At 66.2% G+C, this 12,863-nt stretch carries 12 protein-coding genes and 1 tRNA gene; 6 read left to right on the top strand and 7 right to left on the bottom strand.

Translation table 11 applies throughout. The features are described 5' to 3' along the window. The first annotated feature begins 48 nt into the window (after positions 1-48). Genes trxA through V7Q39_RS06965 form a run of 3 tightly spaced genes read left to right on the top strand, consistent with a single transcriptional unit; the run spans position 49 to position 1,792 of the window. Positions 49-951 (top strand): thioredoxin, encoded by a 903-nt coding sequence (gene trxA, locus V7Q39_RS06975; protein WP_333815835.1) that lies wholly within the window; start codon positions 49-51, stop codon positions 949-951. 26 nt (positions 952-977) lie between these two features. Then, entirely contained in the window at positions 978-1,619 is a 642-nt protein-coding gene (locus V7Q39_RS06970; RefSeq protein WP_333815853.1) for an LON peptidase substrate-binding domain-containing protein, read from the top strand. Further along, on the top strand, positions 1,616-1,792 hold the full coding sequence (locus tag V7Q39_RS06965; protein ID WP_333815834.1) for a Trm112 family protein: 177 nt from the start codon (positions 1,616-1,618) through the stop codon (positions 1,790-1,792). Before V7Q39_RS06970 ends, V7Q39_RS06965 begins: the two co-directional genes overlap by 4 nt. 134 nt (positions 1,793-1,926) lie before the next feature. Here the strand turns inward: V7Q39_RS06965 and V7Q39_RS06960 are convergent, their stop codons facing one another. Then, on the bottom strand, positions 1,927-2,943 hold the full coding sequence (locus V7Q39_RS06960) for a LacI family DNA-binding transcriptional regulator (RefSeq protein ID WP_333815833.1): 1,017 nt from the start codon (positions 2,941-2,943) through the stop codon (positions 1,927-1,929). A 252-nt stretch (positions 2,944-3,195) separates the two neighbouring features. Here V7Q39_RS06960 and V7Q39_RS06955 point away from each other — a divergent pair. Both V7Q39_RS06955 and V7Q39_RS06950 read left to right on the top strand, forming a co-directional pair. Next, positions 3,196-3,271 (top strand) — tRNA-Arg (locus V7Q39_RS06955). A gap of 66 nt (positions 3,272-3,337) precedes the next feature. Further along, the gene (locus V7Q39_RS06950) at positions 3,338-4,690 is read left to right on the top strand and encodes an FGGY-family carbohydrate kinase (RefSeq protein WP_333815832.1); all 1,353 of its coding nucleotides are present in this window, start codon (positions 3,338-3,340) and stop codon (positions 4,688-4,690) included. A 63-nt stretch (positions 4,691-4,753) separates the two neighbouring features. On the opposite strand, the gene rhaM is transcribed toward V7Q39_RS06950, so the two are convergent. The 6 genes from rhaM to V7Q39_RS06920 form a co-directional block, all read right to left on the bottom strand. Next, entirely contained in the window at positions 4,754-5,068 is a 315-nt protein-coding gene (gene rhaM, locus V7Q39_RS06945) for an L-rhamnose mutarotase (protein ID WP_333815831.1), read from the bottom strand. After that, a complete protein-coding gene (locus V7Q39_RS06940; RefSeq protein WP_333815830.1) occupies positions 5,068-6,024 on the bottom strand; it encodes an ABC transporter permease in 957 nt (318 codons plus the stop codon). Before V7Q39_RS06940 ends, rhaM begins: the two co-directional genes overlap by 1 nt. Then, on the bottom strand, positions 6,021-7,028 hold the full coding sequence (locus V7Q39_RS06935) for an ABC transporter permease (RefSeq protein WP_333815829.1): 1,008 nt from the start codon (positions 7,026-7,028) through the stop codon (positions 6,021-6,023). Before V7Q39_RS06935 ends, V7Q39_RS06940 begins: the two co-directional genes overlap by 4 nt. A 148-nt stretch (positions 7,029-7,176) precedes the next feature. Further along, a complete protein-coding gene (locus V7Q39_RS06930; RefSeq protein ID WP_333815828.1) occupies positions 7,177-8,688 on the bottom strand; it encodes a sugar ABC transporter ATP-binding protein in 1,512 nt (503 codons plus the stop codon). A 65-nt stretch (positions 8,689-8,753) separates the two neighbouring features. Further along, positions 8,754-9,800, bottom strand: a complete 1,047-nt coding sequence (locus V7Q39_RS06925) for a rhamnose ABC transporter substrate-binding protein (protein ID WP_333815827.1) — start codon at positions 9,798-9,800, stop codon at positions 8,754-8,756. A gap of 41 nt (positions 9,801-9,841) precedes the next feature. Continuing rightward, positions 9,842-10,642 (bottom strand): DeoR/GlpR family DNA-binding transcription regulator, encoded by an 801-nt coding sequence (locus V7Q39_RS06920; RefSeq protein WP_333815826.1) that lies wholly within the window; start codon positions 10,640-10,642, stop codon positions 9,842-9,844. A 157-nt stretch (positions 10,643-10,799) separates the two neighbouring features. Between V7Q39_RS06920 and V7Q39_RS06915 the strand changes: the two genes are divergently transcribed. After that, a partial coding sequence (locus V7Q39_RS06915; RefSeq protein ID WP_333815825.1) for a bifunctional rhamnulose-1-phosphate aldolase/short-chain dehydrogenase occupies positions 10,800-12,863 on the top strand: 2,064 nt, incomplete at its 3' end.

Genomic DNA, 12,863 nt, shown 5'->3' with positions numbered 1-12,863 from the left:
TTTCCTCCCGTCCCGCCATATAGGGGCAAACATCCGCAGGAGTCCGCCATGCTGGGACTGGGCGACAAGCCGCAAGTCGATGCCGATCTGATCAAGGACGTGACCGAGGCCAGCTTCATGGCCGACGTGATCGAGGCCAGCCGCGAGGTGCCGGTCATCGTCGATTTCTGGGCCACCTGGTGCGGCCCCTGCAAGACCTTGGGCCCGATGCTGGAATCCGCCGTCACCGCTGCAGGCGGCAAGGTGCGGATGGCGAAGGTCGATGTCGACAAGAACCAGCGCATCGCCGCGCAACTGCGCATCCAGTCGATTCCCACCGTCTACGCCTTCTGGCAGGGCCAGCCGGTGGACGGCTTCCAGGGCGCCGTGCCCGCTTCGGAGCTGAAGGCCTTCGTCGACCGGGTCTCTGCGCTCGCCGGGGACGGCGGGCTGGCCGAGGCGATCCAGGCCGCCGAGGACATGCTGACCGAAGGCGCCGCCGTCGACGCCGCCGAGACCTTCGCCGCGATCCTGGAGGAGGAGCCGGAGAATGCCGCCGCCTATGGTGGCCTCGTCCGCGCGCATCTCGCGCTCGCGAACCTCGACCAGGCCGAGGGGCTGATCGCCGCCGCCCCTGCGGCCATCGCGAAGTCCAAGGAACTGGACGCCGTCCGCGCCCAGCTGGAACTGGCGAAACAGGCCGCCAATGCAGGCCCCGAGGCCGAGCTGCGCGCCGCCGTCGATGCCAACCCGGATGATCACCAGGCCCGCTATGATCTTGCCGCCGCGCTACTTGCCGCCGGGAACCAGAAGGAGGCCGTGGACCAGCTTCTCGAACTGTTCCGCCGTGACCGCGACTGGAACGATGGCGCCGCCAAGGCGCAGCTCTTCACGATCTTCGAGGCGCTGAAGCCGCAGGACCCCATCGTCCTCGCCGGACGGCGCCGTCTCTCGTCGATGATATTTGCCTGATCCCTGACCCGGGCTAGCTGATGCCCATGATCACCGCTGCCGACCTGCCGGATACCCTTCCGGTCTTCCCTCTGCCGGGGGCACTCATGCTCCCCCGGGCACGGCTGCCCCTGCATATCTTCGAGCCGCGCTATCTGGCGATGGTCGAGGACTGTCTGAAGACCAGTCACCGGCTGATCGGGATGATCCAGCCCCGCGAAACCCCGGCCGGGGAACAGCGCCTGCAGGCGATCGGCTGCGCGGGAAGGCTGACCGGGTTTTCCGAGACCGAGGATGGTCGCTACATGGTCACCCTCTCCGGCATCTCGCGCTACCGGGTGAAGGAGGAGGTGCAGGGCTTCACCCCCTACCGCCGCTGCCTGGTGGATTGGACCCCTTTCACCCGCGACCTCGGCCCCGCCGAGGAGGATCCCGGCTTCCGGCGCGCGGATTTCATCGGGCTCCTTGCGCGCTACTTCACCAAGCTGAACCTGTCGACCGACTGGAGCAGCCTGAAGGAGGCCGAGACGGAGCTGCTGATCAACTCGCTTTCCATGCTCTGCCCCTTCTCGCCCGAGGACAAGCAGGCGCTTCTGGAAGCCCCCACCCTGGCCACGCGCCGGGAGACCATCGTCACCCTGATCGAATTCGCCCTCCGTGGGGGCGGTGAAGAGGAGATCCTGCAATGAGCGAGCCCGCCGACCGGAGGATGCTGGAGGCGCTGGTCTGCCCCGTCACCCATGCGGTGCTGACCTATGATGCCGAGAAGCAGGAGCTGATCTCGAAGGCGGCGCATCTGGCCTTTCCGATCCGCGACGGCATCCCGGTCATGCTGGTCAGCGAGGCGCGGGAGCTGGAGTAGGTGCCCGCGCGTGGGCAGGTTTGCGGGACAAGCAAATTCAACGGGTTGGCTGCGGGCGTTAACCGGATGGTAAGGGATGGTTCTGCGTAGGGTGCGCTACAGCGCACCATTCCGACGGTGCGCTATAGCGCACCCTACGCCCGGATCGTATCTCCCGGCTGCAGAGTCGGGAACAGCTCCTCCACCTGCGACGCCTCGGGCGCTTCGGCGATGATCTTCGCGGCTTTCCGCCCGATTTCCAGTCGGCAGGCGTCCATCGTCGCCAGCTTGCGGGGCAGGCCGTCCAGAAGCTCCACCCCGTTGAAACCCGCGAGGCCGATGCGGCCGGGCACGTCGAGGCCCTGGGCGAGGCAGTAGAGCAACCCCCCCGCCCCGATCATATCGTTGGAGTAATACAGAAAATCCACGTCCGGCGTCCGGTTCAGCACCGCTGCCGTCATCTCGCGGCCCTTCAGGAGCGCCGAGCCGCCGGAATAGAATTCGCGGTCGACGAGCGTGAGGCCTGCCTTGGACAGCGCCTCCTCGAACCCCGCCAGCCGTTTCTTGGCGCGGAAGTCGTTCGGCATCTGGGTGCCGAGGAAGGCGATCTTGCGGTAGCCCGCGGCAATGATCGCCTCGGCCATCTGCCGCCCGGCGCGGCGGTGGGAAATGCCGACGGCGTGGTTGATGGGGTCGCCGTCGATATCCATGATCTCGACGATCGGGATGCCGGCACGGGCCAGCATGGCGCGGGAGGCGGTGGAATGTTCCAGCCCGGCGATGATCATCCCCGAGGGGCGCCAGCTGAGCATTTCGTAGATGACGCTTTCCTCGCGGTCGGGCAGGTAGTTGGTGACGCCGACCACGGGTTGCAGGCCGGTGCCTTCCAGCGTTTCGGAAATGCCGGTCATCACCTCCGGAAAGACCATGTTCGACAGCGAGGGGATGACGACGCCGACCAGATTCACCCGCTGGCTGGCCAGCGCGCCTGCGATCTTGTTCGGGACGTAGCCAAGGGCGCGGGCGGCCTCCAGCACCTTTTCGCGGGTGGGGGCCGAGACATCGCCCCGGTTGCGCAACACCCGGCTGACCGTCATTTCGCTGACCCCGGACGCCTCGGACACGTCGCGGAGGGTGAGGGTGTGGCGCGGGTCGGGGGTGGGTTTGGTCAAGGCGCTGATCCGGCAGGGGCAGTTCTTTCCTTGTTAGCGCCAAAGACAAGGCTTGTCCAAGCCGGTTTCACCTGCTAATGTTACCGCTAACAGCCGCAAGTGCTGGCCATATCTGGCGCCTCCTGCAAGCTCTCAAACTGGATGCGACAGACCAAGGGGGAGGTAGTGGGCCAAACTTGCCTCCCCTTTTCTTTTGCCGAAGGTTGAAAAAGGCGCGGTTTCGTCGCATGACGGGCGCAGGTTCCGGCACGGGGCCCCGTAGCTCAGGGGATAGAGCGGCCGCCTCCTAAGCGGCAGGTCGATGGTTCGAATCCATCCGGGGTCACCATCCTTTGCTTCCCGCATTGAAATCAATCGGATAGGCTGTCCGCCAAGGCTGGCGGAGGGTGGTTGGATGCGGCGGATTGCGGTTCTGGACATCGGCAAGACCAACGCCAAGCTGCTGGTCGTGGACCTTGCGACCGGGGCCGAGGACGTGCTGGCGCGGGCGCCGAATGCGGTCCGGCGGGACGGGCTTTATCCGCATCATGACATGGACGCGTTGTGGCACTTCGTGCTGTCCGGCCTGACGCTGGCGGCGGCGCGTGGGGTGGAGGCGGTGTCGATCACCACGCATGGCGCGGCCTGTGCGCTGGTGGATGCGGAGGGCGATCTGGTGCTGCCGATGCTGGATTACGAGCATGACGGGCCAGAGTCCTGTGCGGCGGAGTATGAGGCGGTGCGGCCCGGATTCGAGGAGACGGGATCGCCGCGCCTGCCGGTGGGTCTGAACCTTGGGGCGCAGGTTTTCTGGCTGGAGCGGGCGTTTCCCGACGCCTTCGCTCGGGTGCGGCATGTCCTGACCCTGCCGCAATACTGGGCCTTCCGCCTGTCGGGCGTGTCGGCGAGCGAGGCGACCTCGCTGGGATGCCATACCGACCTGTGGAACCCGGGGGAGGGTCGGTTTTCCTCTCTGGTGTCCCGGATGGGATGGGAGTCGCTGTTCCCGCCGGTGCGCAAGGCGGCGGAGGTTCTGGGGCCGATCCTGCCGGAAGTGGCGGCGGCGACAGGGTTGCCTGCGGGGACGCCGGTGCTGTGCGGCATCCATGATTCCAATGCGTCCCTGGTGCCGCATCTCGCGAAGGCGCCCTGCGGGGTGCTGTCGACGGGGACCTGGATGATCGTCATGGCCTTGGATGGGCTGGCCGTGGCGCTGGACGCAGGCCGCGACGTGCTGGTGAACGTGAATGCGCTGGGCCAGCCGGTGCCGACGGCGCGGTTCATGGCGGGCCGCGAGCTGGAGGAGATCATGACGGGGCGGATCGTGGACCCCTCCGAGAGGGATCTGCGGGCAGTTCTGGCGGGTCGGGTGATGGCAATGCCGTCCCTGCATCCGGGGACGGGGCCGTTTCCCGGCAAGCGCTTTGGCTGGATCGGAGGCGAGCCGGAGGGCGGGGCGCGGATGGCGGCGGCGTCCTTCTATGCGGCGCTGGTGGGGGCGGAGTGTCTTGATCTGGTAGGGGCCGAGGGGCCGGTGATCGTGGAGGGAGCTTTCGGGGGGAACCTCGCCTTCCTGCGGATGCTGGCGACGGTGACAGGGCAGGTGGTGCGCGGCTCGGGCGCGGGAGCGGGGACGGGGCTGGGGGCCGCGTTGCTGGCGGGGCCGTTGCAGGCGGAGGGGCCGAGGCCGGTTGACGTGTTGCCGGAAACTGATCCCGTGTGGACCGGCTATGCGCGCGCCTGGCGGGAGGCGGCGGCGCGGTGGTGAGGCTCCTCGTGCGCTTCGCTTCTCGTCGCTGGCAAGGAGGAGGCGAAGCCGAACGAGGAGCGGTCAGGGCAGGTGGAAGGTTTCCGTCAGCGGGACCGCCACCGGGGAGCCGTCGGGGTTGGTGGCCATGATGTCGCCCATATAGGCCCACCAGCGCTGCATCACCGGGTGGTTCGGCAGGTCCTCCATCGCATGGTCGTCGCGGCGTTCGAGGTAGCCGAAGAGGGTCTGCGTCTCAGGATCGAGGTGGATCGAATAGTTCGAGATGCCGCTGTCCTTCAGAAGCTGCACGAGGTCCGGCCAGATTTCGTCATGGCGGCGGGTGTATTCGGCCTCCATCCCGGGGTTGAGGCGCATCTTGAAGGCGTGGCGTTGCATCAGGCGTCCTTTCGTCTGCGGGCGCGGAAATCGGCCAAAAGGTTGGGGAGCAGGACCGAGGCGATCAGGAGGATGCCGATCACGCCGGTCTGCATGTGGCCGGTGATGTTCATCAGGCCCATGCCGTTCCGCAGATTCAGGATGATCAGGATCGAGAGGAACACGCCGGTCATGCTGCCCTTGCCGCCGAAGATCGAGACGCCGCCGAGGAGGACCATCGTGATGATGTCCAGCTCGAACCCGAAGGCGGTGTCACCACGGACCGAGCCGAGGCGAGCGGCGTAGAGCAGGCCGCAGAGGGCGGAGATCAGGGCGGAGAGGAGGAAGAGGACGGTCTTCACGCGGGCGACGTTCAGGCCGGAGAAGCGGGCGACCTCGGCATTGGTGCCGATGACGATGACCTGTCGCCCGAAGGATGAGCGATGGAGCACCATGCCGAGGAGGAGGAGCAGGGCGAAGAACAGGAGGATGGAGAGCGGGATCGGGCCGATCAGACCCTTCTGGCCGAGGTCGGTGAACCAGCGGGGGAAGTTGCCGAGGGAATTGTCCTTGACCAGCACGCGGGCGAGGCCGCGGAAGCCGATCAGCATGGCAAGGGTGACGACCAGCGAGGGGATGCCGACCCGGGCGATCAGCGCGGCGTTGAGGAGGCCCGCGGCAAGACCCGCGGCGAGGCAGATCAGGATGGCGAGGCCCCCGGGCGTTCCGGCGTTGACGAGATAGCCGAACAGTGCGGCAGAGAGGCCCATGATCGAGGCCACGGAGAGGTCGATCTCGGCGTTGAGGATGACGAGGGTCATGACCAGCGAGACGATGATCTTCTCGATGGAAAGCTGGAACAGGTTGATCTGGTTCTGGACCGTCAGGAATTCCGGCGCGAAACTGGCGTTGAGGGCGAGGGTGCATAGGAAGACGGCGAGGAGACCGGTTTCCCAGGGGGTGAGGAACCGGGTCATTCCGCGCGCCCTTTCCGTAGGCGGGCGAGCTGGCGGTTGGCGAGCGTGTCCAGCGTGACGGCGGCCATGATCAGGCCTCCCAGCAGCGCATCGCGCCAGAATTCGCTGACCACGGCCCAGCGGGTGAGCGAATTGTCGATGGTGTCGACCAGCAGCGCGCCGATCAGGACGCCGATCATCGAGCCGGAGCCGCCCATGATCGAGACCCCGCCGACGACCACGGCGGCGATGGACTTGAGCTCGAACCCCATGCCCGCGACGACGGTGATGTTGCCGAACTTCGCCAGGAACAGGAAGCCGGAGAGACCGGCGAAGGCGCCGCTGATGATAAAGGCGGTCAGGACCACGCGGCGGGCGTTGATCCCGGCCATGACGGCGGCGTCGGGGTTGGAGCCGACGGCGTAGAAGCGCCGGGCGGGGCGCAGGAAGGTGAGCGCGAGGCCGGTGACGAGGCAGGCAGCCAGCGCGAGAAGGACGGTGACGCGGATGTCGAGGCCCAGGATCGAGAAGGCATTGGCCGAGGGCAGGTCGACCAGCCATTGCGGCAGGCTGGCGGTGGTGATGGTCTTGGCGTCGGACCATTCCACCAGGAAGCTGCGGTAGAGCGCCAGGGTGCCGAGAGTCACGATGATGGCCGGCACCCGGCCGAAGGCGATGATGATCCCGTTCAGGGCCCCGAAGGCGCCGCCGAGCGCCATGCAGGACAGGACGGCGAGGACGGGGTGCAGGTCCGGCATCGCGCCCAGAAGCTGGCCGGTCATATAGGCCACGACGCCGAGGATCGAGCCTGCCGAGAGATCGATGTTGCGGGTCATGATCACGATGGCCTGGCCGACCGCGATGGGCAGCACCACGGCGGCGGAGGTGCTGATCCGGGTGAACATGCGGGGCGAGAGATAGCCCTCGATCTGGGTGGCGAAGAAGAGGATCGTGGCGAGCAGCGCCAGCGCCAGCGCGAGAATGCGCAGGGTCTGCGGCGAGGCGCGGGAGAGGAGGCCGGTCATTTCGGGCCCCCGCTGGCACGGGTTGGGGCGGTTTTCAGATTGAGCGCTGACGCGCAAGCCTTTTGTCTCGCCTCTGCGCGTGAAGAACGCGCAACCGGCTCGGGCTTTTGCCTCCGGCGGGGATATTTGGAGACAGAAAATGCGAAGGTCATGCAGCGGGCCTTTCGGCGCTGGCCTGTCCGGCGGCGAGGGCGATGACCCGCTCTTGTGTGGCCTCTTCGATGGGGAGGATTCCGGCCTGCCGCCCTTCGCGCATGACGAGGACGCGGTCGGCGAGCGCCAGCACCTCGGGCAGGTCGGAGGAGATGACGAGGATAGCGACACCTTCGGCGGCGAGCTGGCGGATGATGGCGTGGACCTCGGCCTTGGCGCCGACATCGATGCCACGGGTGGGTTCGTCGAAGATCAGGACGCGGGGTTTCGTCTCCAGCCACTTCGCCAGCATCACCTTCTGCTGGTTGCCGCCGGAAAGCTTGCCGACCTCGACGCCGGTGTCGGGGGCGCGGATGGCGAGGCGCTTGCGGTAGGTCTCGGCCATGGCGGATTCGGCAGCGCGGTCGATGAGGCCGAAGGGTTTCAGGAGTTTCCCCAGGCTCGCCAGCGAGATGTTGGCGAAGATCGACATGGGCATGGCCAGGCCCAGCTTGCGGCGGTCTTCCGAGACATAGGCGATGCCGAGGTCCATCGCCTGCTGCGGGGTGGCGATGCGGACCTGGCTTCCGGCGAGGGTGATGGCGCCTTCGGTCGCCGGGGCGATGCCGAAAAGGGAGAGGGCGACGTCGGTGCGCCGCGCGCCGACAAGACCGGCGAGGCAGAGAACCTCGCCCTTGTGCAGGTCGAAGCTGATGTCGTGGAAGGTGCCCGCAAGGCCAAGGCCGTGGACGGAGAGCAGGGGTTCCCCATGCGGGTTGGCGGCGGTCTTGACGGCGAAGCTTTCCAGCGCGCGACCGACCATGTCCTTGACGAGGCCGTCTTCCGTGACTTCGGCGATGGGTCTGGTGGAGATATGCGCGCCGTCGCGGATCACGGTGACTCGGTCGGCGATGCGGAAGATCTCGTCCAGGCGGTGGGAGATGTAGATCACCGCGACACCCTGCACTTTCAAGGCGCGGGCGATGTCGAGGAGGCGAGCGACCTCATGCGCGGAAAGGCTGGCGGTCGGCTCGTCCATGATCAGGACCTTGACCTTCAGCGACAGCGCACGAGCGATTTCGACGGTCTGCTGTTCGGCCAGCGTCAGGCCGGAGGCGGGGCGGCGGACGTCGAGTTTCACGCCGAGGGGGGCGATCAGGGCCTCGGCCTCGCGATAGATCTGGGACCAGCGCATGATGCGGCCCTTGGCGCGGTTCGAGATGAAGATGTTCTCGGCGACGTTGAGGTCGGGGAAGACCATCGGTTCCTGATAGATCGCAGCGATCCCCGCGTCTTGCGCGGCTTCGGTGGAGCGGAGCGTTACCGGCTGGCCCTCGACCCGGATCGTCCCGCTGTCAGGCTGGTGGACGCCGGTCATGATCTTGATCAGCGTGGATTTGCCCGCGCCGTTTTCGCCGACGATGGCATGGACCTCGCCCGGAAGGACGGTGAGGCTCATGTCCTTCAGCGCCTGGGTGGCGGCGAAGCTTTTGGACAGGCCTTGAAGTTCCAGGACCGGCTGGGTCACGGGGCGGGTTCCGGTTGAAAGGGGAAGGGGGCCGCGCGTGGCGACCCCCAGGGAGCAAAGCGGCCTCAGTTGGCGGCGGCTTCGACGTTGTCCTTGGTGTAGACGGTGAAGGGCCCCATCAGGATGCGCTTGGCGCCCGGACGGCCGGGGTCTTCCTCGATCTTGTAGGCGCCCATGCGTCCGGCGTTGAATTCCTCGCCGACCTCGCCCTTGATCGCGCCGGTCGCCAGCGCATAGGAGGCCTGGTAGGTCAGGTAGCCGAGGTCGACGAAGCTCCAGAGTGCGAACTGCGGGGCGCAGCCGTTCAGCGAATAGCTGACCATTTCGGCCGGAAGCCCGAGGCCCGAGACCTTGACCTTTTCGCACAGCCCCTCGTCCTGCATGGCCTTGGCGGCGGCGACGATGCCGACGGTGGTGGGGGACATGATCACCTTCAGGTCGGGATATTTGTCCACCAGGCCGAGCGCCTTGTTGTAGCTCTCTTCGGACTGGTCGTTGCCGTAGACGACGTCGACCAGCTTCAGATCCTTGTATTTGGCATCCTCGGCCAGGACCTTCTTCATCGCGTCGATCCAGGCGTTCTGGTTCGCGGCGTCCGGGCTGGCCGAGAGCACGGCGAATTCGCCCGCGCCGCCGGCGAGGTCATAGGCCATGTCGGCCATCACCGTGCCGATCGAGCCGAAATCGACCTGCGCCACGAAGAAGGCCTCGCCCGCGCCGTTCGGGATCGGGCTGTCCCAGGTCACGACCTTGGTGCCCGCCGCTGCCGCCGCTTCGGCGGCCGGGGCGATCTGGTCGCCCGCGTTGTTCGACAGCATCACGACATTCTGCTTCTGCGTGGTCGCGGTGGTCAGCATCTCGATCTGGCCCGCGGCGGAGTTTTCCGGCGTCGGGCCGATGAATTCCAGCTTGCCGGTCGAACCAAGCTCTGCCGCAGCCTCTTGCGCGCCGCGGTTGGCCTGGTCGAAGGGCAGGATGCCGAGGAATTTCGGCAGCAGGACCGCGTTCACTTCCTGGCCGGGGGTCGCGGTAACGGGGTCCGCCATCGCGGTCGAACCCATCAGGGTCGCAAGACCTGCCGCGAAGGCAAGGCCGGTGAGTTTCATCATCATGTGTCGTCTCCTCCCGTTTATGTTCCCCTGCCGTCCCCTCCTCAGGCTGCGGTCAGGACCTTGGCTTCCTTTGGGTCGATCAGGATCACCTCGACGCCCAACTGGCGCAGGTGATCCAGCAAGTGCGGCGGTGCGCCGGTATCGGTGACCAGCGTCGAGACGCGGGCCAGCGGGCAGACCACCATGTTGCCGCGCGCCTCGAACTTCGTGCTGTCGGCGACGACGACCAGTTTCTCGGTGCGGGAGAGGAGCTTCGCCTCGGCCCGGGCCACCAGCGGGTCGCTTTCGATGATGCCCAAGGGCGTGATCGAATAGCAGGACATGAACATCTTCGAGGCGGCGAAATGCTGGATCGCGTCCTCGTCGAAGGGGGACAGGATGATCCCGGCCTCGCGATACAGCTCGCCCCCCGGCAGGACGACGCGGTTCGCCGAATGGGCGATGAGTTCCTGCGCGATGGGGAAGGAATTGGTCAGCACCTGCATCCGGTGACGGCGCAGGCATTGCGCCAGAAACCAGGTGGTCGAGCCCGCATTCAGGATGATCGAGTCGCCGTCCTGGCAGAGGTTGGCCGCGCCTTGCGCAACGGCGCGCTTGAGATCGGCGTTGAGCGTCTGGCTGGCATCGAAGGAGGGCGCGGTCAGCGGGGTCTGGGTGGAGGCCACCGATTCCGCGCCGCCGTGGACGCGGCGAAGCTGGCCGGAATCCTCCAGCTTCGCAAGGTCGCGCCGCAGCGTGGCGACCGAGGCGCCGGTCACGCCGACGAGGTCGGCCACCCGGACGATGCCCTTGTCCCGAAGCCGGGTCAGGATCAGCTGCCATCTTTCGCGTTCATGCATCATGACGGGAAGGCTGTCAGAATCGCTCATATCCGTCAACAAGCAATCGCAATGCTGCATTGCGGAAGAATCTCCGCGACGCAGAATGCGCATTGTTGATTGACTGTGAGCGTTTCGCCCCTATCCTGCGGGGCAACTCCTTTCAGCCGAAGTCGGACCGATGACCCAGGAAATCACCCTAAAGTCCCTGTGGGACGACGCTTACGCCGCCGCATTGGATGAGCCGGGCAAGCTTCTGTATCGGTCGAACCTGCTGGGGTCGGACCTGCGGATCACCAATTTCGGCGGGGGGAACACCAGCGCGAAGGTGATGGCGGTGGATCCGTTGAGCGGCGAGCCGGTGGAGATCTTGTGGGTCAAGGGGTCGGGCGGGGACATCGGGTCGATGAAGCTGGATGGATTCGCGACGCTGTACATGTCCCGGCTGATGCAACTCAGGGCACAGTATCGCGGGCTGGATCAGGAAGACGCAATGGTCGAGGCTCTGGGGCATACGATCTTCAACCTGAACCCGCGCGCGCCTTCCATTGATACCTGGCTGCACGGGTTTGTGCCCTACCGGCATGTCGATCATGTCCATTCCGATGCGGTGATCGCGATTGCGGCTTCCGCCGACCAGGTGCGGCTGACGGAGGAGATTTTCGGGGGCGAACTGGGCTATCTGCCCTGGCAGCGACCGGGGATCGACCTGGGGATCAAGCTGGGCCGGATGGCAGAGGAGAACCCGCAGCTGAAGGGCGTGGTGCTGGGGCAGCATGGCCTTTTCACTTGGGCGGACACGGCGAAGGACTGCTACCTGCTGACGCTGGAGATGATCAACAAGGCCGCGGTCTGGCTGGAGGCGCACGTGAAGCGTCCGGTGTTCGGCGGCGAGAATGTGGCCTCGCTAGCCGCTGACGACCGGAAGGCCACGGCCCGGCGGCTGATGCCGCTGATCCGGGGGCGCATTTCGGCGGGGGCGCATATGGTGGGGCATTTCACCGATGCGCCGGAAGTGCTGGAATTCGTGAACTCCCGTTCGCTTGACGATCTGGCCCCGATGGGGACCTCATGTCCCGACCATTTCCTGCGGACGAAGATCAAGCCGTTGGTGGTGCCCGCGGATGCCGATGCGGCGGCGCTGGACGCTTTGATCGCGGGCTACCGGGCGGATTACGCGGCCTATTACCACCGTTGCAAGCGGCCCAATTCCCCCGCGATGCGCGACCCGAACGCGGTGATCTATCTGGTGCCGGGGGTGGGGATGCTGTCCTTTGCCAAGGACAAGGCGACGGCGCGGATTTCGGCGGAATTCTATGTCAACGCGATCAATGTGATGCGTGGCGCCTCGGGCGTTTCCCGCTATCAGGGCCTGCCGGAGCAGGAGGCCTTCGACATCGAATACTGGCTTCTGGAGGAAGCGAAGCTGCAGCGGATGCCGAAGCCGAAACCGATGGCGGGGCGGGTGGCCTTCATCACCGGCGGCGCGGGCGGGATCGGTTCGGCCAGCGCCGAACGCCTGCTGCGCGAGGGCTGCAATGTGGTGCTGGCCGATATCGACCAGAAAGCACTGGATGAGGTCGTGACGGGCCTTGGCAAACGCTATGGCCGCGACATGGTGCGCGGCGTCCTGATGGACGTGACCTCCGAAGCGCAGGTCATCGCGGCGCTGGAATATACGGTCGCCGAATATGGTGGGCTGGATGTGCTGGTGAACAACGCCGGGATCACCTCTGCCGCGGCGGTCGAGGATACGACACTGGCGATGTGGAACAAGACGATGGATATCCTCGCCACCGGCTATTTCCTGGTCGGGCGCGAGGGCTATCGCATCCTGAAGGCGCAGGGGATCGGCGGGGCGATGGTGTTCATCTCGTCGAAGAACGGGGTCGCGGCCTCACCGGGGGCCTCGGCCTATTGCACCGCGAAGGCGGCGGAAATCCATCTGGCGCGCTGCATGGCGCTGGAAGGGGCGCCTATGGGGATCAGGGTCAACGTGGTGAACCCCGATGCTGTCCTGCGCGGCTCGAAGATCTGGAAGGGCGAGTGGAGCGAGCAGCGCGCGGCCTCGAACAAGATCGCGGTTTCCGAGCTGGAGGAGCATTACCGCAAGCGCAGCCTGTTGCAGCGGTCGGTCTTCCCAGAGGACATCGCGGAAGGCGTGTATTTCTTCGCCAGCGACCTGTCGGCCAAGTCGACGGGCAATTTCCTGAACGTGGACGCGGGCAATGCCGTGTCCTTCACG

The organism is Tabrizicola sp. (assembly GCF_036781545.1).
Classification (GTDB): domain Bacteria; phylum Pseudomonadota; class Alphaproteobacteria; order Rhodobacterales; family Rhodobacteraceae; genus Tabrizicola.
This window is presented reverse-complemented; position numbering and strand designations above follow the sequence as displayed.

Excerpts from the sequence above, each read along its gene's own strand:
- trxA (WP_333815835.1), top strand. The coding sequence starts at position 49 with ATGCTGGGACTGGGCGACAAGCCGCAAGTCGATGCCGATCTGATCAAG.
- V7Q39_RS06970 (WP_333815853.1), top strand. The coding sequence starts at position 978 with ATGATCACCGCTGCCGACCTGCCGGATACCCTTCCGGTCTTCCCTCTG.
- V7Q39_RS06965 (WP_333815834.1), top strand. The coding sequence starts at position 1,616 with ATGAGCGAGCCCGCCGACCGGAGGATGCTGGAGGCGCTGGTCTGCCCC.
- V7Q39_RS06950 (WP_333815832.1), top strand. The coding sequence starts at position 3,338 with ATGCGGCGGATTGCGGTTCTGGACATCGGCAAGACCAACGCCAAGCTG.
- rhaM (WP_333815831.1), bottom strand. The coding sequence starts at position 5,068 with ATGCAACGCCACGCCTTCAAGATGCGCCTCAACCCCGGGATGGAGGCC.
- V7Q39_RS06940 (WP_333815830.1), bottom strand. The coding sequence starts at position 6,024 with ATGACCCGGTTCCTCACCCCCTGGGAAACCGGTCTCCTCGCCGTCTTC.
- V7Q39_RS06935 (WP_333815829.1), bottom strand. The coding sequence starts at position 7,028 with ATGACCGGCCTCCTCTCCCGCGCCTCGCCGCAGACCCTGCGCATTCTC.
- V7Q39_RS06925 (WP_333815827.1), bottom strand. The coding sequence starts at position 9,800 with ATGATGATGAAACTCACCGGCCTTGCCTTCGCGGCAGGTCTTGCGACC.
- V7Q39_RS06920 (WP_333815826.1), bottom strand. The coding sequence starts at position 10,642 with ATGATGCATGAACGCGAAAGATGGCAGCTGATCCTGACCCGGCTTCGG.